This is a genomic window from Mesorhizobium sp. B2-7-3 (assembly GCF_006440715.1).
In the GTDB taxonomy this organism is placed as follows: Bacteria; Pseudomonadota; Alphaproteobacteria; order Rhizobiales; family Rhizobiaceae; genus Mesorhizobium; species Mesorhizobium australicum.
Genome location: NZ_VFTY01000004.1, coordinates 433,976 through 454,755 on the forward strand (window position 1 = coordinate 433,976; position 20,780 = coordinate 454,755).

Genomic DNA, 20,780 nt, shown 5'->3' on the forward strand with positions numbered 1-20,780 from the left:
CCATATCAGAAGCGCGATTCGGGGCCGATTTTTCGCGCTGTAAAAGCGGCATCTAGACAACAGGTTTTCATGAGCGACCAGACCGAGAACACAAACGGCGCTGAAGCCGAATACGGCGCCGATTCCATCAAGGTTTTGAAGGGGTTGGACGCCGTCCGCAAGCGGCCGGGCATGTATATCGGCGATACCGATGACGGCTCGGGCCTGCATCACATGGTCTACGAAGTGGTCGACAACGCCATCGACGAGGCGCTGGCCGGCCATGCCGACCTGGTTTCGGTGACGCTCAATCCCGACGGTTCGGTGACGGTTATCGACAATGGCCGTGGCATTCCAACCGACATTCACCCCAGCGAAGGCATTTCGGCGGCCGAAGTGATCATGACGCAGCTGCATGCCGGCGGAAAGTTCGACCAGAACTCCTACAAGGTGTCTGGCGGTCTGCATGGCGTCGGCGTCTCGGTGGTCAACGCGCTGTCGGCCTGGCTGAAGCTCAAGATCCGCCGCAACGGCCAGGTCTTCGAGATGAGCTTTACCCACGGCAATGCCGATGCGCCGCTGAAGGCGATCGGCAGCTACGAGCAGGACAAGCGCCCAGGCACCAATGAGGGCCGCAGCGGCACCGAGGTCACCTTCTTTCCGTCGTCCGAGACCTTTACCATGGTCGAATTCGATTTCGGCACGCTGGAGCACCGGCTGCGCGAACTCGCCTTCCTGAACTCCGGCGTGCGCATCGTTCTGACAGACGCACGTCATGCCGACGTCGTGAAGCACGAACTGCACTATGATGGCGGCCTGGAAGAGTTCGTCAAATATCTCGACCGGGTCAAGAAACCGCTGATCGGGAAGCCTATCTCCATCAGGGCCGAGCGTGACGGCATCACCGTGGAAGTGGCGATGTGGTGGAACGACAGTTACCACGAGAATGTGCTGGCCTTCACCAATAACATCCCGCAGCGCGATGGCGGCACCCATCTGGCCGGTTTTCGCGGCGCACTGACCCGCCAGATCACCGGCTATGGCGAATCTTCGGGGCTGACCAAGAAGGAAAAGGTCTCGCTGATCGGCGACGATTGCCGCGAGGGCCTGACGGCGGTGCTGTCGGTCAAGGTTCCCGATCCGAAATTCTCGTCGCAGACCAAGGACAAGCTGGTCTCGTCGGAGGTTCGTCCCGTGGTCGAGGGACTGGTCAACGAAGCGCTCGGCACGTGGCTCGAAGAGCATCCGACCGAGGGCAAGGTGGTCGTCGACAAGGTGATCCAGGCCGCGGCGGCGCGTGAAGCGGCGCGCAAGGCTCGCGACATCACCCGCAAGACCTCGCTGGGCGTCACCTCGCTGCCCGGCAAGCTGGCCGATTGCCAGGAACGCGATCCGGCGAAGTCCGAAATCTTCATCGTCGAGGGTGACTCGGCCGGCGGCTCCGCGAAGGGCGGCCGTTCGCGCCAAAACCAGGCAATCCTTCCCCTGCGCGGCAAGATCCTCAATGTCGAGCGGGCCCGCTTCGACCGCATGCTCTCGTCCGACATGATCGGCACGCTGATCACCGCGCTCGGCACCTCGATCGGCAAGGACGAATTCAACGCCGACAAGCTGCGCTACCACAAGATCATCCTGATGACCGACGCGGACGTCGACGGCGCCCATATCAGGACCTTGCTGCTCACTTTCTTCTTCCGGCAGATGCCGGAGCTGATCGAGCGCGGCCACCTCTACATCGCCCAGCCGCCGCTCTACAAGGTGACGCGCGGCAAGAGCTCGCAATACATTAAGAATGAGAGCGCCTTCGAAGAATTCCTGATCGATTCGGGGTTGGAGGAAGCGTCCCTTACGCTCGGCTCAGGGGAAGTGCGGACCGGACAGGATCTGCACGGCGCCGTCGCCGATGCGCTTGCCGTGCGCCAGCTCATCAACGGCTTGCACACGCGCTATAACCGCGACGTCGTCGAGCAGGCGGCGATCGCCGGCGGGCTCAATCCCGAAATCTTCGCCGATCTTGGCCGCGCCAACGCGATGGCGGAGCGGATCGCGCAACGCCTTGACATCATTGCCGAGGACACCGAGCGCGGCTGGACCGGCCGCATGTCGACCTCGAACGAGGGCATCGGCGGCTATGTCTTCGAACGCACCGTGCGCAGCGTCAAGGAATACGCCCATCTCGACATGGCGTTGATCAATTCCGCCGACGCACGCCAGCTCGATCGCTACGCGCAGCGCCTCAGCGAAGTCTACGGGGCGCCGCCGGTGCTGCGCCGCAAGGAGGTGTCCGAAACAGTCTCGGGACCGCTGGCGCTGCTCAACGCGGTCTTTGCGACCGGCCGCAAGGGGCTGACCATGCAGCGCTACAAGGGTCTCGGCGAAATGAATGCCGAGCAGCTCTGGGAAACCACGCTTGACCCGAACGTGCGTTCGCTGCTGCAGGTCAAGGTCAACGATGCGACCGATGCCGACAGCCTGTTCTCGCGGCTGATGGGTGACGAGGTGGAGCCTCGGCGCGAGTTCATCCAGGACAACGCACTGTCGGTCGCCAACCTGGATATTTGAGGTTTCGCACAGCCTTTTTGACAGATTGGCATAGCTCGTGCCCGCGCCAATAATGAGGATGCGCCGGAACAGAAGGCCTTCGAAGACATTGTGACAGTGTCCATCACAATTTCTTGCAGGAGGCTTTTCATGGGACGCGGCATTCTACTCTGGTTGCTCGGCATTCCGATTCCGATCATCATCCTCATCATGCTGTTCGTACGGTAGGGGGCGTCGATGCAGTCCACCCTATCGGCTGTCGACGTATCCGCTTCCACGGAATCGTCCTCCACCGCCGTCAGCTGGGGACCGATCATCGCCGGCGCTTTCGCGGCCTCGACGTTGACGTTCATCCTCATGCTGCTCGGCTCAGGCCTTGGGCTCAGCATGGTTTCACCATGGTCGGGCTCTGGCGCGTCAATCACCACCTTCGCGGTTTCCACCGCCGTCTGGCTGGTGATCGTGCAGTGGCTGTCCGCCGGTGTAGGCGGCTACCTTGCGGGCCGGTTGCGGACCAAATGGGTCGGCATCCACACCGACGAAGTCTATTTCCGTGACACCGCGCACGGCTTTCTCGCCTGGGCGCTGGCCACCTTGCTGGTCGCCGGCGTGCTTGGCTCGGCACTTTCCGCCGCGATTGGTTCAGGTGTGCAGGCCGCGTCCACCGTGGCCTCGGGAGCCGCCATGGGTGCGTCGGCCGGCGCCTCGGCGAATGCCAGCGGTGCATCGACCGACAATGCGACCTCCTATCTGGTGGATTCGCTGTTCCGCCCTGCCGATCCGGCCAAGCTCGCCACCGCCAATCCTGCCGACGAAGCCGCCGCGGCCGGGCAGGCCTCGCGGATCCTGATTGCCGGCGCCGTCGCCGGCGAGGTTTCGGCGGAAGACAAGACCTATCTTGCGCAATTGGTCGCCGCGCGCACCGGCCTTTCCGAGGCTGATGCCAAGACGCGTGTCGACACGGTGCTGGCGAAGGCGCAGGACGCAAAGGTCAAGGCGAAGCAGGCGGCCGACACGGCAAGGAAAGCAAGCGCCACTTTCGCGCTTCTCGGCGCCTTGTCGCTGGTCATCGGCGCCTTCATCGCCAGTGCGGCCGCAGCGCTCGGCGGCAGGCAGCGCGATGAAGAGGAAGCGGTGTTCCTGACCAACGGCTGAAGGCAGCATCACGCCAAAATTACAGAGCCCGGCATCGACCGGGCTCTTTCTATTCGACGATCAAGACCGACCGGTCAGTGATCCATCGCCTTGACGATTTCCTCGGTCATCTTCTTGGCGTCGCCGAGCAGCATCATGGTGCCGTCCTTGTAGAACAGCGTGTTGTCGATGCCGGCATAGCCGGACCCGAGCGAGCGCTTGACGAACAGGCAGGTGCGGGCCTTGTCGACGTCGAGGATCGGCATGCCGTAGATGGGCGACGACTTGTCGTCGCGCGCGGACGGGTTGGTGACGTCGTTGGCGCCGATGACGTAGGCGACGTCGGCCTGGGCAAACTCCGAGTTGATGTCCTCGAGCTCGAATACTTCGTCGTACGGCACGTTGGCTTCGGCGAGCAGCACATTCATGTGGCCGGGCATGCGGCCGGCGACGGGGTGGATGGCATATTTGACGTCGACGCCGTTGGCCTTGAGCTTGTCGGCCATTTCACGCAGCGCATGCTGCGCCTGGGCGACCGCCATGCCGTAACCCGGCACGATGATGACCTTCTGCGCGTTCATCATGAGGTAGGCGGCATCGTCGGCCGAACCCTGCTTGACGGTGCGCTCGATGCCGTCATCGGCCGCAGCGGCGGTCTCGCCGCCGAAGCCGCCGAGGATGACCGAGATGAAGCTTCGGTTCATGCCCTTGCACATGATGTAGGACAGGATCGCGCCCGACGAGCCGACCAGCGCGCCGGTGATGATCAGCGCCAGATTGCCGAGCGTGAAGCCAAGGGCGGCGGCCGCCCAGCCGGAATAGGAATTCAGCATCGATACGACCACCGGCATGTCGGCGCCACCGATCGGGATGATCAGGAGCACGCCGAGCACCAGCGAGGCGGCAACGATCAGCCAGAACACCAGTTTCGATTCCGTGGTGACCAGCAGCACGATCAGCACGATCAGGGCCACGCCAAGGGCAGCGTTGATGACGTGACGGCCGCCGATCATGATCGGCTTGCCCGACATGCGGCCGTCGAGCTTCAGGAAGGCAATGACTGAGCCGGTGAAGGTGATGGCACCGATGGCGACGCCAAGGCTCATCTCAACCAGCGCCTGGGCATGGATGTCACCCGCCGCGCCGATGCCGAAGCTTTCCGGCGCATAGATGGCCGCGGCCGCCACCATGACGGCGGCAAGGCCGACCAACGAATGGAAGGCGGCGACCAGCTGCGGCATCGAGGTCATGGCAATGCGCCTGGCCGTGACGGCGCCGACGCCACCGCCGATGGCGAGACCAAGCACGATCAGGCCGAAGCGGCCGGCGGACGGGGTTGCCAGCGCCAGCGTGGTGGCAATGGCGATGCCCATGCCGACCATGCCGTAGAGATTGCCCTGCCGGCTGGTGGTCGGATGCGAGAGGCCGCGCAACGCCATGATGAACAGGACGCCGGATACCAGATAGAGGAAGGAGGCGAGATTGACGGTCACGTCACTTGTCCTTCTTCTTGTACATGGCCAGCATGCGCTGGGTGACGAGGAAGCCGCCGAAGATGTTGACCGAGACCAGCATCAGCGCGACGAAACCGAAGCCGGCGGCGACGCCGGAGGCCGCGATGCCGACGGCGAGCAGCGCACCGACGACAATGACGGACGAGATGGCGTTGGTGACGGCCATCAGCGGCGTGTGCAGTGCCGGGGTCACCGACCAGACGACGTAATAGCCGACGAAGATCGCCAGGATGAAGATGGCGAAACGGAAGACGAAGGGATCGATGGCCCCGCCCGAGAGCGCATGCGCGGCATCACCGGCCGCCTCTGCACCGCCTGGGGCATTGGCCAGGTTCTGCACCGCGAGCCGAACGGCAGCGCTTGCCTGGTCGAGCTGATCCAAGGCTTTCTGCAAGGTCTGGTCCATCACGCGGTCCCTTTCGGCTTCGGCGAGGGTGACTTGGATGCGGCGGTCTTCCCGGGCGCGGCCTTCCTGGGCGCGGCCGTGGCATCGGCGACCATGGTCGTGGCCGGGATCGCGGCCGGCTCGACATAAGGCTGCTGGTCGGCCTTGGCGAAGGCCGGATGAACGACCTTGCCGCCGTCGGTCAGCATGGTTGCCTTGACCAGATCGTCGTCGCGATTAATGGCAAGCGTCTTGGTCGTCTTGTCGACGAGCGTCTCGACGAAGGCGAACAGGTTCCTGGCATAAAGCAGCGAGGCGGATGCCGCGATGCGACCTGGCACGTTGAGATGACCGACGATCTTTACATTGTTGACCGTGGTGACGATCTTGCCGGCCTCGGCGCCCTCGACATTGCCGCCACGCTCGACGGCGAGGTCGATGATCACCGAGCCCGGCTTCATCGAGGCGACCATCGCCGCCGACACCAGCTTCGGCGCAGGCCGGCCGGGGATCAGCGCCGTGGTGATGACGATGTCCTGCTTGGCGATGTGTTCGGCGGTCAGCGCCGCCTGCTTGGCCTGGTACTCCTTCGACATTTCCTTGGCATAGCCGCCGGCGGTCTCGGCCGCCTTGAACTCCTCGTCCTCGACGGCGAGGAACTTCGCGCCGAGCGAGGCGACTTGTTCCTTGGCGGCGGGCCGAACGTCGGTGGCGGTGACGACGGCACCGAGACGGCGCGCGGTGGCGATCGCCTGCAGGCCGGCAACGCCGACGCCCATGATGAAGACCTTGGCAGCCGGCACCGTGCCAGCCGCCGTCATCATCATCGGCAGCGCCCGGTCGTATTCGGCGGCTCCGTCGATCACCGCCTGGTAGCCAGCAAGATTGGCCTGGCTGGACAGGACGTCCATCGATTGCGCGCGGGTGATGCGCGGCATGAACTCCATCGAGAAGGCGGTGACGCCGGCTTTGGCCAAGGCCGCGACAGCCGCATCGTTGCCGTAGGGATCCATGATGGCGATCACCGCGGCGCCGGATTTGTAACTCTTCAGCTCGGCATCCGTTGGCCGGCGAACCTTCAGCACGACATCGGCCTTGGCGACATCCGAGGCCTTGCCGATGACAGCACCTGTCTTGGCAAACTCTTCGTCGGGGATACGCGAGCGGGTGCCGGCACCGGCTTCGACGACCACGTCGAAACCCAGGGCCGTCAGCCGCTTCACCGTATCGGGCGAAGCCGCGACACGCGGCTCGTTCGCGTCGAGCTCACGAGGGATGAAAACCGTCTGTCCCACCGCATGATCCTTTCGGCCGGAACCTGTCTGCGCGAAGTGTCGACCGGGATATCCGGCGACGTCAACCGCAAGAGCGTTTTGGAAGGTCTATCGCAGAATGAAGGCGCCGACTGCCAGAATAAGCACGAACAGGATCAGCGCGGAGAAGAAGCCGCCCGCGAAGAAGCCGAAAGCCATCGCCAGGAGAAGCGCGCCGCAGAAGAGCGAGCCATATTTGGCCAGCGCCAGGAAGCCCGCATAGGTGCGGTCATGCTCGGCATAGTCCATCTTCGCGCCCAGTTCTACAGGACCGCTCGGCGTGTGCTCAGCCATAGGAATACCCCTTCGAAGACATCTTTCAGGCACATACCGAAAAGCTGGGCGCAGGGCAATGGCGCTATTGCCGCATCGCAGCCGACAACTCCCTCAAGGGAAAATTGAAACTGGCGGCCGATGCCCGCGGGATGGCTTTTGAGCGAGCCCCTGCCTAGCGTCTCAGCCAGCAAGGTGAGGAAAAAGCCCGAGCAGCCCAACGACAATCAGATAGAGCGCGACGATGTAGTTCAGGAGCCGCGGCATGATCAGGATCAGCACGCCGGCGATCAGCGAGATAAGCGGTGTGAGCGCGAGCGAGTGGATGGTCATGGCCGTATTCCTTCCCACGAACAATGCGACAGGAGCCCGGGGCGAAATGCCCGTTGGGCAGGATCGCGGCGACACTTGATGGCGATGCCGCTACCTATAACGGCGAAGCCGCGGGAAGGTTCAGATGCAAGGACGACGCCCGTTCAGGCAGCATCGCGGTAGTATTTCGCCGTCGGCACTATGGACAGCGGCGTCAGCCGGTTGATGGCCGGATTGGCGAACATCATCCGCTGTTCCACGGCTGTCGACTTAAAGAACGGGAACCGTTCGAGTGTCTGGCGCAAGTTTTCGCCGCACGGGATTTCGAACAGAGCGATCGGCGCAAGGACTCCCGGGAACACCTTGCCCTCTGTCCTCTGAACGGCATGAAAGATACGAGCATAGTAAGCGGAGTGCTCGATCTTGACCGGCGTTAGCACTGCGGTAAGCCCAAAGTAAGAAGCGGCCACCATGCCAAGCCTGAGCGTCAGAAAAGGCAGAACTCCGGGCGCGGGCGCACTGTCGGCATCGGTTGCGAAACGAGTCCCGTCGATGAACGTCTCTCCGCGGGCAAGCCGCTCGGCCAATATTTCGGGATAGGCATCAACGGACGGCGAATGAGGGTGCTCTCTGGAAATGTAGTGAAGCCGTAACGTGCTGACCAGGTGTCCATCGAAATAGACGCCGAACCGATAGGAATTCGGCAGATTGTCCCAGCGATCCTCGAACATCCCGCTGGCGATCGGGCCGCACATGCCCGATTGCAGGTAGGATTGATAGCGAAGGCGGTAGATCGCCTCCAGATCCTCGCCTCCAGTGATGAGACGGTAGTCGACATGCTCCAGCAATTGCATGATCGACTGGTTCAGCGCCGACCCAGCATTGGAGCTGGCGCCAGCCCGCGCATCGTTTCTCGCAGCATCCATTCTCAAGTCCTCGTATCCGCCGTGAACAGGCTATTCGAGTTGAAATGAGACACAAGCCGAAAATTGGATCCCACTGGTTTACCACTTGTTAACCTTAACAGCTGGAGATCTATGGCTGCGGAGTGGTTGCCGAAGGGGCAGCCTGGACGCTCTAATCCAAGCCTTCATTCCTATGAAAGGCGCTGCAAACTCGGGCGCGAAAAGCACTGGAGCGTTCCGCTTTGACAGATGCGCCGATCCGGTCAAACCTTTTCGCTTCTTCAAAATCGGCCAAAACTACTGCACGTCTTGGTTGGATTTGTTCGCCGCCGATAAAAATATTCTGGTTCGCACCAACCGCACGACCCAAGCACGCGCTTTATCAACTTCGATTGGCAGAATTTGCGACGAAAGCTAGCCGACTGTGCGCTTTGCGGCGAGACGCAGATCCGCGGCAAACGGCCAGGTGACGTTCGACATCGTCTCGATGCCCGACGCGCTGAGCGCCGCGCCGAACAGGAAGCCCTGGACAAGATCCGGCTTCACCGAATGCATGAGGACCTTAAGCTGCTCGAATGTTTCCACGCCTTCGATGGTGACGGTGAGCCCCAGGACACGGGTCAGGTCGACGACGCCCTTCAACAGCTCGAGCGAGCGCGGATTGTGGGTGACGTCCATCACGAACGACCGGTCGATCTTGATCTTGTCGAGCGGAAGCTTGTGCAGATAGCTCAGGCTTGAATAGCCGGTGCCGAAATCGTCGAGAGCGATGCGGACGCCAAGCTGCTTCAGTTCCTCGATATACTGGCGGGTCAGGGATTTGTCGTCGAGCAGCGCGGTTTCCGTGACTTCGATCTCCAGGCGGCTAGCATCGAGGCCGGAGTTAGCCAACGCATCGCGCACCTTTTGGATGACGTCGCGGCTGCGGAAATCCCTCGCCGAGAGATTGACCGAGACGCTGGTCTGGTCAGGCCATTTGGCGCATTCGGTGCAAGCTGCATGCAGCACAAAGGTGCTGATCTCGGAAATGATGCCCATCTCCTCGGCCAGGGGAATGAAGATGCCGGGCGAAATCGGTCCGAGATCGGGATGGTCCCAACGGCAGAGCGCCTCGCAGCTGGCGATGCGCATGGTGTTCATCGCCACGATGGGCTGGTAGACGACCCGCAGTTCCCTGCCTTCCACGGCACTGCGCAGATCCGCCTTCATCAGCTGGCGATTGCGGAATGCGGCATCCATTGCCGCCTCGAACAGCCGCCACCCGTTCTTGCCGAGTTCCTTGGCCTTGTAGAGCGCCAGGTCCGCCTTGACGATCATGGCGTCGACATCGGTTCCGCCGACCTTGGACAGTACCGCGCCGGCGCTGGCCTGGATCCGCAACCCGTGGCCCGCCACGTCGACCTCTCCCTGCAGCTCGGCGAAAATCTGGTCGAGCAGGCTCTCCAGATGGCTCTCGTCATCGATGCGGTCGAAGAACAGCATGAACTCGTCGCCACCGAAGCGGCTGACGGTAAGGCCTTGCCCGGCGATGGCCGCCAGCCGGTCGGCCACGGCGTAGATCAGCCCGTCGCCGACGGGATGGCCGAGCGTGTCGTTGACGCTCTTGAAATCGTCGAGGTCGATCACGGCGAGGCCGCACAGGCGATCCCGGTCGCCGGAGGCCATCAGCTCGCCGACCAGTTCGTGGAAATAGGCGCGGTTGGGAAGGCCGGTGAGATTGTCGTAGCGCGCCATGAAGCGGATCTTTTCCTCCGCTTCGACGCGCGCCGTGACATCCTCGAAGGTGATCACGCCGAGTTCCTGGCTGCCTTCACGCGCGGAGAATTCGTAATGCTGGCCGTTGGCGAGCGAAACAAGCACCTTGCGGTCCCTGCCCTCGCGCAGCGCGCGCGTCAGCTGCGCCTCGACGTAGCGGCAGTCCTTCGGCGCCAGCATGCCGCCGGCAACGCCGCGCATCAGAAGCCCGTGGATGGAGCGCCCGAGCAGTGCGTCGGCCGATTTCAGCGACATCAGGTGAGCGGCCTCGGCATTGGCGACCGCGACGCGTCCGTCAGGGCCGAGCATGACCAGGCCGTGCGACATGGTGTTGAGCGCGCGGTCGAACTTGCGCGTTATGCTTTTCGCCTGCTTGTGGCCGATGACCGCCGAAAACAGCACATTGCGAACATGGTCGGCGCTGTTGATGGTAATGAACGTCATCGGGAAGATCATCAGACCGAGGACGACGGACGGGGCATCCAGACGCAGCAGGAGCGCAAGAGCCGCCGGACCGATGAAGGTTACAGAAAAAATCCGCACCATGCGCGGAGACCCGTAATTACGGGCGACAACCGTGACCAGGGTCGCCAGGGTCAGCGACATTGCCGCCAGTTCGGCGAATGGGTCGGGATACACATAGATCGACACGAAGCACAGCGCACCCAATCCGAGGCCCTGCAAGCAGCCCTTGAGGATGTAACTGCGCTCCAATCGGTGTGCGTGTTCGACGTCGGCAATCACGCCCCCGGTCTTCAGGAAGCTGCGAATACCGAAATAACGCAGAAGGCTGATCGGCAGTAGAATAAAAGAAAAGGCCAGAAACAACGGATTTTGCGTGCGCAGATAAATCATGAATCCGAGGATCCAGTAGCACGCGCCACCGATCACCAACATGTGCGCGTTGTCGAACAACGACCGCACAAATTGGATATAGACATCCGCGGGGATGCTTTCGGTCTTTGTTTTGCCCATATGATCGGCCCAACGCTAAGCCTTGTCATGCCACAACCGCCTTAAGAAAGGCTTAGACAGAGGGGCTTAAGCTACGGCTTCGGTCGGCCCGCCTCGGCAAGAGGACCTTGCAGCAGGCTTCGGGCATGGGTGGAGAAGTCACTCAGCGGCACTGAGAACCGGTACCGGCATGGTTTGGGTCAGTCGCTGGAGCAGTCTGGAGCGCTCGCCCGCCGCCTTTTCGGCGCTTGCCTGCCGGACATGGCCATAGCCGCGGATCAGCGCCGGGACCGAGACCAGGGCTACCGCGGCCTCGATCTTGCCCGGCGCCAGCGAACTGGCCACGAGCTGCAGATCGGCCTCGTACTGCGCCAGCAATTGCCGCTCCATGCGCCGCTCGGCGGTGTAGCCGAACAGGTCGAAGGCCGTGCCGCGCAGGCCCTTCATCGCGGCCAGCAGGCGAAAGCCTTTCATCATCCAAGGGCCGAAGCTCGATTTCCTGGGTTTGCCGTCATTGCCGCGACGTCCCATGATCGGCGGGGCGAGATGGAATTCAAGTTTCTCGTAGCTCTGGAACTGCTTGCCAAGCGCGGCGGCGAAGGAGCCGTCGGTATAAAGCCGCGCAACCTCGTATTCGTCCTTGATCGCCATCAGCTTGAACAGGCTTTTGGCGGCGGCCTCGGTCACGGCGGTCGAACCCGGCACGGCCTTCGTTTCTGACCCTCGCAGCGTCGATATCCTATCGGCGTAGCGCTTGCCGTAAGCAGCGTTCTGATAGGCCGTGAGGAAGGCAACACGGCGGGCGATGATATCGTCCAGTGTCTCAGCGACCGGACCGGCCTGTCCGGCCTTGTCGCCGAGGGTTGCGGACGGCTGGGCGATGAGGCCGCGCACGAAATCCGGCTGATGCGCGGCGCGGCGGCCCCAGCGGAAAGCAGCGATGTTCATCGCCACCGCTTCGCCATTCAATTCAATGGCCTTTTCGACGGCTTCGGCCGAGAGCGGCAGACCGCCGAACTGGAAGGCAAAGCCGAGCATGAACATGTTGGCGCCCAGCGAATTGCCGAACAGGGCTGTGGCGGTGCGGGTGGCGTCGAAGAAATGCGCCTTGCCGTCACCGGCCGCTGAGCGGATCGCCTTCTTCAGGCGCTCGATCGGCAGCGAGAAATCGGCTGATCGAGCAAATTCGCCCGGCATGATCTCGGCGGTGTTGGCGAGGAAGATCGTATGCCCCTCGCGCACCGCCGTCAGCACTTTCTTGGCGCCCGACACGACGAGATCGCAGCCGAGCACGAGGTCGGCCTTCCCCGCCGAAACGCGGATGGCATTGATGTCTTCCGGTGTGCGGGCGATGCGGACATGGGTGAACACCGAGCCACCCTTCTGGGCGAGGCCGGCCATGTCGATCATGCCGCAACCCTTGTCCTCCAGATGCGCCGCCATGCCGAGCACGGCACCGACGGTGACGACGCCGGTGCCGCCGACGCCGTCGATGATCGCCGCCCAGCCCTCGACGCCGAGCGGGAATTCGGCTGGCATGGGCACGCCTTCAAGCGGGTCGGTCCCGCCGGCCAGGCCCTCGGCCTTGCGGATCTTGGCACCGTGCACGGTGACGAAGGACGGGCAGAAACCGTTGACGCAGGAGAAATCCTTGTTGCAGCTCGACTGGTCGATCTTGCGCTTGCGGCCGAATTCGGTTTCGACCGGCTGGATCGAGACGCAGTTCGATTGCACGCCGCAATCGCCGCAGCCTTCGCAGACCAGTTCGTTGATGAAGACGCGCTTGTCGGGATCGGGAAAGGTGCCGCGCTTGCGACGACGGCGCTTTTCGGCGGCGCAGGTCTGGTCGTATAGCAGGATCGATACGCCCTTGACGTCGCGCAGCTCGCGCTGGACGAGGTCGAGGTCCTCGCGGTGGTGGATAGTGGCGCCGGCCGGGAATTCGGCCTTCCCGGCATATTTGTCGGGTTCGTCGGTGACGATGGCAATGCGGTCGACGCCCTCTGCCCGCACCTGCCTGGCGATCATGTCTACCGTCAGCCCGCCCTCATGCGGCTGGCCCCCAGTCATGGCGACGGCGTCGTTGTAGAGGATTTTGTAGGTGATGTTGGCCTCGCTCGAGAGGGCGAAGCGGATCGCCAGCGTGCCGGAATGGTTGTAGGTGCCGTCGCCGAGGTTCTGGAAGATGTGGTCGCGCCTGGAGAACGGCGCCTGGCCGACCCATTGCGCCCCCTCGCCGCCCATGGCGGTAAAGCCAACTGTGTTGCGATCCATCCACAGCGCCATGAAGTGACAGCCGATGCCAGCAGCGGCGATCGAGCCGTCAGGCACCTTGGTCGAGGAATTGTGCGGACAGCCCGAACAGAAGAAGGGTGTGCGCGAGCCGATGTCGGTGGCATCGGCCAGCATCGCCTGGAACTGGCGTAGCTTGGCTACCCTGGCCGAAATCTCTTCGGATGGGCCGATGGTCTTGAGGATTCTCTCGCCGAGCGCAATGGCGATCTCGTTGGGGTCGAGCGCCCCCTTGGCCGGAAACAGCCAGTCGCCGCGCTCGTCCTTCTTGCCGACGATGACCGGCTGCGAGGCCGTGCCGTAAAGGCTTTCGCGCAGTTGCACCTCGATCAGCGAGCGTTTCTCCTCGACGACGACGATGGTGTCGAGACCGCGCGCGAAGTCGGCGATGTGCTGCAGGTCGAGCGGCCAGGGGCAGCCGACCTTGAACAGCCGCACGCCGATGCGGTTGGCGGCCGCCTCGTCGATGCCGATATCCTCCAGCGCCTGGCGGACATCGAGATAGCTCTTGCCCAGCGTGATGATGCCGAGTTTCGGATTGCTGCCGCCCGAATAGACGAGCCTGTTCAGCCCATTGGCATGGATGAAGGCGGAGGCCGCGGCACGCTTGTGTTCATGCAGCCGTTCTTCCTGGCCGAGCATGTCGATCTCGTGGCGGATGTTGAGGCCGCCCGGCGGCATGTCGAAATCCGGGACGACGATGTTCAACCGTTCGAGCGAGGCGTCGACCGAAGCCGTCGATTCGATGTTGTCCTTGACGCATTTGATCGCCGCCCAGGTGCCGGCGAAGCGCGACATGGCAAAGCCGTACAGGCCATAGTCGATGATCTCCTGGACACCGGCCGGGTTGAGGATCGGCACCATGGTGTCGACGAAGAGGAATTCCGTGGCGTGCGCATTGGTCGAAGATTCGGCCATGTGGTCGTCGCCCATGAGCGCAAGGACGCCGCCATGTCTGGACGAGCCGGCGAGATTGGCGTGGCGGAACACGTCGCCCGAACGATCGACGCCCGGCCCCTTGCCGTACCAGACCGAAAAAACGCCATCATGGGTGCCCTCGCCCAGCAGTTCCGTCTGCTGCGAGCCCCAGCAGGCGGTGGCGGCCAGCTCTTCGTTGAGGCCGGGCTGGAAAACGATGTCGGCCCCGGCGAGCTGCTTTTTCGCCTTCCACAGCTGCATGTCGAGGCCACCGAGCGGCGAGCCGCGATAGCCGGAGACGAAGCCAGCCGTGTTCAGGCCGGCGCGGCGGTCGCGCTCGCGCTGCATCAGGAGCATGCGGATGACCGCCTGCGCGCCGGACAGGAAGATGCGCTCCTTTCCAAGATCAAACTTGTCGTCGAGCGCGACATCGTGCAGCGTCATCAGGCATTTCCTCTGCGAAGGCCGCGCGGGGCAGCAGCCAACGTCGGGATCGGATGACGCATCCTTTCTCCCCTTGCAAGGCAGGTCAAACAAAATCGAAAGGACCGGCCAACGCGCGACAAGCAGTTCGGCGGGCGCTGGATCACGCATCAAACGGTGCGTCACCAAGCGCGATGGCACACGAAAATTCAGCGGAAATCGAGGCCGTCGGAAGGTGTCAGCCGGCTTTCGAGCAGTCCGGCTTCGGCTCGCCCGGCAGCTTGCCGTCGGGATGACCGACGAGGTCGGGATTGGCCGTGTAGAGCTGGTCGATGACCAGCGGCCGATCGGGCAGGATGGACTGGTCTTCCGTCGACATCAGCGTGGTGTCGATCTCCTGCAGGACCGCGCCATCGGCGCCCTTGATGCTGATGGCGATGGCATAGGGCTTGTTCCTGACAACGCAGGTCAGCGCCGGGCTTTCCAGGCTCACCTTGTCGAGCTTCGGCCAGATCTTCTGCTCGACCACGAAGGGATCGCCACCGGCGGGGTTCTGGAAACTGGCAACCGCCACCTGACCCTCGCCCATCGGCCGCAAGGGTCTCAGCGTCACGACATAGGTCGCCCTGGCGAGGCGGTAGTTGAAGACGAATATCTTGCCGGAAACTTCAAACAGCTTGCCTTCACCGCCGGTATCCCGGCAAGCGCCAAGCGTCATCGCCGCGATCAGCGCCGCGCCAGCAACCGTCGAGCGGGAAAGAATTCTAGGCATTCCTGACCTCATTGGCCGCCATGCGGCGGCGATAGTGACGGCTTGCCTTCTGCCTGTTGCCGCACACCGCCATGTCGCACCAAAGGCGGCTGGAATTGCGGCTTCTGTCGACGAACAGCCAGGTGCAATTGGGACAGATCCTGAGCCTCGCGACGGTGTCGTCACGCAGCAGGGAAAGCGCCGAAACCGCCAGTGCCGCCTCGAAGGCGATCGGCGTCGCCGGATCGCCGAACGGCCGTCCCTGCGCCCCGATCTCGGTCCCGCCGGCGGCCAGGCCGTCGGCGCAGGACCCCAGGAATTCGGGCAGATCGGCGGTGGCGACCGCGCCTTTCAACACAGCGCCTCGAAACAGCCTATCGGTCGTCTCGCGGATCGACAGCACGACGGGCGCGATTGCCGCCGGCGAGGACACCGCCAGCCGCCTGTCGCCAAGCTCGGCGGCGCGAAAGCCGCTAGCCGCGTCGGCGAAGCGGGCGATTTCGGCCGGATCGTCGAAGCGGTCGAATGTGCGCTCCGGATCGCCGCGCAGCACGACGGTGTTCGCCGTGTCGAGCGCGAGCAGGCCGCCGGTGAAGCGGTGAGGAGTCCAGGCAACTGTCATTTCCGGAAATCTAACCGATAAATCGCGTTTGACAAGTTAGATTCGGCGATGCAAACCTCGGATGCGCAGGGTATCGTCGCCTTTGTCCGCTCCGCGCTTGTCCTATTCCCTCTTGGGCGGGATGCTTCTGGTGTTGTCGAGCATGCTTTACTTCTTCCAGCAGGTGCTGAACGGGCTGCATTCGGGTGCGCTCTATGCGTTGCTCGCCTTCGGCTATGTGCTGACCAACGGCATTCTGCACCGCACCAACCTCGCCTATGGGGCGCTGTTTGCCTTTTGCGGCCAGGCAATGATCCTGAGCGTCGCCTTCGGCTACCAAGTGCTGTGGCTGACGCTGCTGGCTTCGGTGCTGTTCGGCGTCCTCGCGGCGTTCCTCTATGCGGCGCTCATCAGCCATGTCCTGTCGCGCAGCGTCTTCGAGCCGTTGGCCGACCGCTCGCCCAACGCCATCGTGGTGACGACGCTCGGCATCCTGCTCGTCCTGTCGGAAGCAAGCCGCATCGCCGCCGACACACATGATCTGTGGCTGCCGCCGATGCTGGCCGAGCCCGTCGTTTTCGCCGAAGCCTCCGGATTCAAGGCGACGCTGACGCTGATCCAGGTGCTCGACTGCGCCGTGGTCGTGGCGGCGGTCGCCCTCGCCACCTGGGCATTTGCCCGCTCAAACTTCGGCCGGTGCTGGCGCGCCGTCTCCGACGACCCCAGGGCCGCCGCCCTATGCGGCGTCGACGTGCGCGGCGTGTTCCGGCGTGCCGTGCTGTTCGGCGGCTTCTGCGCCGCGCTGGCCGGGGTCATGGCCAGCCTCTACTACGGCAATGTCAGCTTCGGTTCCGGCCTTGTCTACGGCCTGAAGATCCTGTTCGTGACGGCGGTCGGCGGTTATCTCTCACCGCCAAGGGCAGCGCTGGGCGCGGCCGCTTTCGGCATGGCCGAATCACTGTGGGCCGGCTATTTCCCGGCCGAATGGCGCGATGCCTGGATGTATCTGTTCCTGGTTGCCATGCTGATCCTGATCGGCGCCGGCCGCGACACCGGCAAGGTCGTCTGATCCCGCCAGACTTTGGTTGCATGACGTCTCTTCAGGCCGCGGTTTTCCACCGTGCCGCGAGCGCCGATTGGCCTGCATCCTTCGTCCCCGTGTTGACCAACCGGACCACGCACTGCATACGGTTGGGCCAGGCGGCGCGACGAAAAGGGCGATCGCGCGTCACCGCATCAGGGAGGAATACATGGCAGGGCTTCTCGCTCTATCCAGAACGATCGATCGTATGAACGAGTTCATCGGCAAATCGGTATCCTGGCTGATCCTGCTGGCGATCCTGGTGAGTGCGGCCAACGCGGTCATCCGCAAGGTGTTCGACACCTCGTCCAACGCCTGGCTGGAGCTGCAATGGTACCTGTTCGGCGCCGCCTTCATGCTGGCCGCCGCCTACACGCTGAAACAGAACGAGCATATCCGCATCGATATCGTCTACGGCCTGTTTTCACGCCGCGTGCAGCACTGGATCGACCTCTTCGGCCACGTCTTTTTCCTGATGCCGTTCGTGACGCTGATGGTGTTCTATTTCGTGCCCTACGTGTCGCTGTCGTTTCACAGCGGCGAGATGTCGACCAACGCCGGCGGCCTGATCGTGTGGCCGGCCAAGGCGATCCTGCTGGTCGGCTTTTTCCTGCTCGCGCTGCAGGGCATTTCCGAGATCATCAAGAAGATCGCCATCATGCGCGGCGTCATTGAGGATCCCAACCCATTCATTTCCGTGCACGAACAGGCTGAACTCGAAGCCAAGGCGCTCGCCGAAGAGGTGCGTTCGTGATGGAGTTCATCGCCCAGAACATGGCGCCGATCATGTTCGCCTCGCTGATCCTGTTCATGCTGATCGGCTATCCCGTCGCCTTTTCGCTCGCCGCCAACGGCTTGATGTTCTTCTTCATCGGCGTGCTTCTGACGCCCTATTCGGGCGGCGCGATCAATCTCGCATGGCCGCTGCTCTATGCGCTGCCGGACAATTTCTACGGCAGCCGGGTGATGTCGAACGACACGCTGCTCGCGATCCCGTTCTTCACCTTCATGGGCATCGTGCTCGAACGATCGGGCATGGCCGAAGACCTGCTCGACACGATCGGCCAGTTGTTCGGGCCCGTCCGAGGCGGCCTCGCCTACGCGGTGATCTTCGTTGGCGCACTGCTGGCGGCGACCACAGGCGTGGTGGCGGCGTCCGTTATCGCCATGGGACTGATCTCGCTGCCGATCATGCTGCGCTATGGTTATGACCGCCGGGTGGCATCCGGCGTCATCGCGGCGTCGGGCACGCTCGCCCAGATCATTCCGCCATCGCTGGTGCTGATCGTTCTCGCCGACCAGCTCGGCCGCTCTGTCGGCGACATGTATGCCGGCGCCCTGATCCCCGGCCTGGTGCTGACCGGCCTATACACGCTCTACATCGTGATCATGTCGATCGTCCGACCAAAGTCGATGCCGGCCCTGCCGCTCGAGGCGCGGACGCTCGGCCATGGCGTGGTGTCGTTGCTGATCGCGTTGATAGCGGCCATTGCGGTCGCCTATGCCGCCTACCGTTACCTGGTGCCCGCTCATGGCGACAATGCCGATATTCTCGGCGCGACGGTCGGCGTCGTCTTCATCTACATCATCGCGATCCTCGACCGCAGCCTGAACATCAACATGATGTCGCGGCTGGCGCAGCAGGTCGTGATCGTGCTGATCCCGCCGCTGGCGCTGATCTTCCTGGTGCTCGGCACCATCTTCCTCGGCATCGCCACCCCAACCGAGGGCGGCGCGATGGGCGCGGTCGGTGCGCTGGCAATGGCGGCAATGAAGGGCCGGCTGTCGATGGACGTGATCAAGCAGGCGCTGGCCTCGACGACGCGGTTGTCGTCCTTCGTGCTGTTCATCCTGATAGGCGCGCGGGTGTTCTCGCTGACCTTCTACGGCGTCAACGGCCAGATCTGGGTCGAGCATCTCTTGACCTCGCTGCCTGGCGGCGAAGTCGGCTTCCTGATCGGCGTCAACATGCTCGTCTTCTTCCTCGCCTTCTTCCTCGATTTCTTCGAACTGGCCTTCATCATCGTGCCGCTGCTGGCGCCGGCGGCCGACAAGCTCGGCATCGACCTGATCTGGTTCGGCGTGCTCCTGGGCGTCAACATGCAGACCAGCTTCATGCATCCACCATTCGGCTTCGCGCTATTCTACCTGCGCTCGGTCGCTGCCCGCGTGCCCTATCTCGATCGCCTGACCGGCAAGCAGATCGCGCCGGTGACAACGGGCCAGATCTATTGGGGCGCGGTGCCATTCGTCTGCATCCAGGTGATCATGATCGGCCTGACCATCGCCTTCCCGCAAATGGTGATGCGCTACAAGGGCACGGCCGTCGATTCCGGCACGATCGACTACACGGTGCCCGGGGTGCCCAGCCTGTCGCCGCTCGGCGCGCCGGACGGTGGCGGCGTGCCTGCCAATGGCGGCGCCGCACCGACGGCGCCCGGCACGCCCGATCTGTCGCAGCCCCCGAATTTCGGCGATGCGCCGCCGGCCAAGCCGGCTGCACCCGCGCCGGACCTGTCGCAACCGCCGAGCTTCAATTGATGGAAACGATGCCATGAAAGCCGTGCGGTTGGAGGCAGTGGGCAGCATCTCGTTGCGCGAGATCGCCAAACCAGTCCCGGGCTCGGACGACCTCCTGGTGCGGATCGAAGCCTGCGGTGTCTGCGGCACCGACCGGCATCTTTTCCGCGGCGAGTTCCCCTGCAGGCCGCCAGTGACACCCGGGCACGAATTCTCCGGCATCGTCGAGGCAATCGGCACCGCCGTCTCCGGCTTTGCCGTCGGCGACCGCGTCACCGGCGACCCCAACATCGCCTGCGGGCGCTGCGGCCATTGCCATGCCGGCCGCGTCAATTTGTGCGGCAATCTCACCGCCATCGGCATCCACCGCGACGGCGGCTTTGCCGACTATGTGGTGATGCCGCAGAAACAGGCCTTTGTCCTTCCCGCGAATCTGAAGCCGACACATGGTGCTTTCTGCGAACCGCTCGGCTGCTGCCTGCACGGCGTCGACCTTGCCGAGATCAAGCCAGGCAGCTCGGTGGTGGTGCTCGGCGGCGGCGTCATCGGCCTGCTCACCGTGCAACTGGCACGGCTGGCCGGGGCCACCACTATCATCCTGTCGACACGGCAAGCCTCGCGGCGAGCGCTTGCCAGCGAACTCGGTGCGACGGCGACGGTCGATCCCGCCGCCACCGATGTGATCGAGGCCATCGCCGGTCCGGCCGGACTAATGCCTGGTGGCGCCGACGTGGTGTTCGAATGCGCCGGTGTGCGCGAGACCGTCGAACAGTCGATGCGGCTGGCAAGGGCGGGCGGCACCGTCGTTATCGTCGGCGTGACGCCGCAAGGCATGAAGGTGGAATTCGAGCCCTTCGACCTGTTGTTCCGCGAACTCAAGGTGGTGGGCTCATTCCTCAATCCCTACACGCATCGCCGCGCCGCCGAGCTTATCGCGTCGGGCGTGATCGAGATCGATCAGTTGATCTCCAGGCAAGTCACGCTCGAAGAGGCGCCAGGGGCGATCGCCAATCCGCCGGCTCCGGGTGAAGTGAAGGTGCTGGTGGTACCAGCTATGGGCTGAGGTTCAGGCTTCGCGGCATTTGGCGATTGCCGTCGCCGTCGAGCAAAGAAAAGCCCCGGGGAACAA

At 63.4% G+C, this 20,780-nt stretch carries 16 protein-coding genes; 6 read left to right on the top strand and 10 right to left on the bottom strand.

Translation table 11 applies throughout. The annotated features are described in order from the left end of the window. Window positions 1-69 precede the first annotated feature (69 nt). Together gyrB and FJW04_RS12230 are read left to right on the top strand one after the other, a co-directional pair. A complete protein-coding gene (gene gyrB / locus FJW04_RS12225; RefSeq protein WP_140615003.1) occupies window positions 70-2,541 on the top strand; it encodes a DNA topoisomerase (ATP-hydrolyzing) subunit B in 2,472 nt (823 codons plus the stop codon). A gap of 216 nt (window positions 2,542-2,757) precedes the next feature. Then, the gene (locus FJW04_RS12230; protein ID WP_015314275.1) at window positions 2,758-3,675 is read left to right on the top strand and encodes a membrane protein; all 918 of its coding nucleotides are present in this window, start codon (window positions 2,758-2,760) and stop codon (window positions 3,673-3,675) included. A gap of 74 nt (window positions 3,676-3,749) precedes the next feature. Here the strand turns inward: FJW04_RS12230 and FJW04_RS12235 are convergent, their stop codons facing one another. From FJW04_RS12235 to FJW04_RS12280, 10 genes are all read right to left on the bottom strand, one after another. After that, the gene (locus tag FJW04_RS12235) at window positions 3,750-5,147 is read right to left on the bottom strand and encodes an NAD(P)(+) transhydrogenase (Re/Si-specific) subunit beta (protein ID WP_140714339.1); all 1,398 of its coding nucleotides are present in this window, start codon (window positions 5,145-5,147) and stop codon (window positions 3,750-3,752) included. Window position 5,148: 1 nt separating this feature from the next. Continuing rightward, window positions 5,149-5,577, bottom strand: a complete 429-nt coding sequence (locus FJW04_RS12240; protein ID WP_174361964.1) for a proton-translocating transhydrogenase family protein — start codon at window positions 5,575-5,577, stop codon at window positions 5,149-5,151. Then, complete coding sequence (locus FJW04_RS12245; RefSeq protein ID WP_140714340.1) at window positions 5,574-6,848, bottom strand: Re/Si-specific NAD(P)(+) transhydrogenase subunit alpha; 1,275 nt, start codon at window positions 6,846-6,848, stop codon at window positions 5,574-5,576. Before FJW04_RS12245 ends, FJW04_RS12240 begins: the two co-directional genes overlap by 4 nt. 87 nt (window positions 6,849-6,935) lie before the next feature. Then, window positions 6,936-7,160, bottom strand: a complete 225-nt coding sequence (locus tag FJW04_RS12250) for an aa3-type cytochrome c oxidase subunit IV (RefSeq protein ID WP_015314279.1) — start codon at window positions 7,158-7,160, stop codon at window positions 6,936-6,938. A 162-nt stretch (window positions 7,161-7,322) separates the two neighbouring features. Continuing rightward, the gene (locus FJW04_RS12255; protein ID WP_015314280.1) at window positions 7,323-7,472 is read right to left on the bottom strand and encodes a DUF3096 domain-containing protein; all 150 of its coding nucleotides are present in this window, start codon (window positions 7,470-7,472) and stop codon (window positions 7,323-7,325) included. A 143-nt stretch (window positions 7,473-7,615) separates the two neighbouring features. Beyond that, window positions 7,616-8,377, bottom strand: a complete 762-nt coding sequence (locus FJW04_RS12260; protein WP_140660059.1) for an acyl-homoserine-lactone synthase — start codon at window positions 8,375-8,377, stop codon at window positions 7,616-7,618. A gap of 393 nt (window positions 8,378-8,770) precedes the next feature. Beyond that, window positions 8,771-11,086: an EAL domain-containing protein gene (locus tag FJW04_RS12265; RefSeq protein WP_015314282.1), complete on the bottom strand. Its 2,316-nt coding sequence runs from the start codon at window positions 11,084-11,086 to the stop codon at window positions 8,771-8,773. A gap of 138 nt (window positions 11,087-11,224) precedes the next feature. Further along, entirely contained in the window at window positions 11,225-14,719 is a 3,495-nt protein-coding gene (locus FJW04_RS12270) for an indolepyruvate ferredoxin oxidoreductase family protein (protein WP_140714342.1), read from the bottom strand. 217 nt (window positions 14,720-14,936) lie between these two features. After that, window positions 14,937-15,470, bottom strand: coding sequence for a hypothetical protein (locus FJW04_RS12275; RefSeq protein WP_224682979.1), 534 nt, complete (start codon window positions 15,468-15,470; stop codon window positions 14,937-14,939). Next, window positions 15,463-16,071, bottom strand: a complete 609-nt coding sequence (locus FJW04_RS12280; RefSeq protein WP_140714344.1) for a CGNR zinc finger domain-containing protein — start codon at window positions 16,069-16,071, stop codon at window positions 15,463-15,465. The genes FJW04_RS12275 and FJW04_RS12280 overlap by 8 nt, the downstream gene beginning before the upstream one ends. A 142-nt stretch (window positions 16,072-16,213) precedes the next feature. On the opposite strand from FJW04_RS12280, the gene FJW04_RS12285 reads away from it, so the two are divergent. The 4 genes from FJW04_RS12285 (at window position 16,214) to FJW04_RS12300 (ending at window position 20,714) form a co-directional block, all read left to right on the top strand. After that, on the top strand, window positions 16,214-17,119 hold the full coding sequence (locus FJW04_RS12285; protein ID WP_140660062.1) for a branched-chain amino acid ABC transporter permease: 906 nt from the start codon (window positions 16,214-16,216) through the stop codon (window positions 17,117-17,119). A 181-nt stretch (window positions 17,120-17,300) separates the two neighbouring features. Next, complete coding sequence (locus tag FJW04_RS12290; protein WP_015314287.1) at window positions 17,301-17,885, top strand: TRAP transporter small permease subunit; 585 nt, start codon at window positions 17,301-17,303, stop codon at window positions 17,883-17,885. Then, complete coding sequence (locus FJW04_RS12295; RefSeq protein WP_140714439.1) at window positions 17,885-19,672, top strand: TRAP transporter large permease subunit; 1,788 nt, start codon at window positions 17,885-17,887, stop codon at window positions 19,670-19,672. Before FJW04_RS12290 ends, FJW04_RS12295 begins: the two co-directional genes overlap by 1 nt. A 13-nt stretch (window positions 19,673-19,685) precedes the next feature. Further along, on the top strand, window positions 19,686-20,714 hold the full coding sequence (locus FJW04_RS12300) for a zinc-dependent alcohol dehydrogenase family protein (RefSeq protein ID WP_140714346.1): 1,029 nt from the start codon (window positions 19,686-19,688) through the stop codon (window positions 20,712-20,714). Window positions 20,715-20,780: the final 66 nt, after the last annotated feature.

What these genes read in the sequence shown, in the direction of transcription:
- gyrB (WP_140615003.1), top strand. Translation starts at nt 70, where the DNA reads ATGAGCGACCAGACCGAGAACACAAACGGCGCTGAAGCCGAATACGGC.
- FJW04_RS12230 (WP_015314275.1), top strand. Translation starts at nt 2,758, where the DNA reads ATGCAGTCCACCCTATCGGCTGTCGACGTATCCGCTTCCACGGAATCG.
- FJW04_RS12250 (WP_015314279.1), bottom strand. Translation starts at nt 7,160, where the DNA reads ATGGCTGAGCACACGCCGAGCGGTCCTGTAGAACTGGGCGCGAAGATG.
- FJW04_RS12255 (WP_015314280.1), bottom strand. Translation starts at nt 7,472, where the DNA reads ATGACCATCCACTCGCTCGCGCTCACACCGCTTATCTCGCTGATCGCC.
- FJW04_RS12260 (WP_140660059.1), bottom strand. Translation starts at nt 8,377, where the DNA reads ATGGATGCTGCGAGAAACGATGCGCGGGCTGGCGCCAGCTCCAATGCT.
- FJW04_RS12265 (WP_015314282.1), bottom strand. Translation starts at nt 11,086, where the DNA reads ATGGGCAAAACAAAGACCGAAAGCATCCCCGCGGATGTCTATATCCAA.
- FJW04_RS12270 (WP_140714342.1), bottom strand. Translation starts at nt 14,719, where the DNA reads ATGACGCTGCACGATGTCGCGCTCGACGACAAGTTTGATCTTGGAAAG.
- FJW04_RS12275 (WP_224682979.1), bottom strand. Translation starts at nt 15,470, where the DNA reads ATGCCTAGAATTCTTTCCCGCTCGACGGTTGCTGGCGCGGCGCTGATC.
- FJW04_RS12280 (WP_140714344.1), bottom strand. Translation starts at nt 16,071, where the DNA reads ATGACAGTTGCCTGGACTCCTCACCGCTTCACCGGCGGCCTGCTCGCG.
- FJW04_RS12285 (WP_140660062.1), top strand. Translation starts at nt 16,214, where the DNA reads ATGCTTTACTTCTTCCAGCAGGTGCTGAACGGGCTGCATTCGGGTGCG.
- FJW04_RS12290 (WP_015314287.1), top strand. Translation starts at nt 17,301, where the DNA reads ATGGCAGGGCTTCTCGCTCTATCCAGAACGATCGATCGTATGAACGAG.
- FJW04_RS12295 (WP_140714439.1), top strand. Translation starts at nt 17,885, where the DNA reads ATGGAGTTCATCGCCCAGAACATGGCGCCGATCATGTTCGCCTCGCTG.
- FJW04_RS12300 (WP_140714346.1), top strand. Translation starts at nt 19,686, where the DNA reads ATGAAAGCCGTGCGGTTGGAGGCAGTGGGCAGCATCTCGTTGCGCGAG.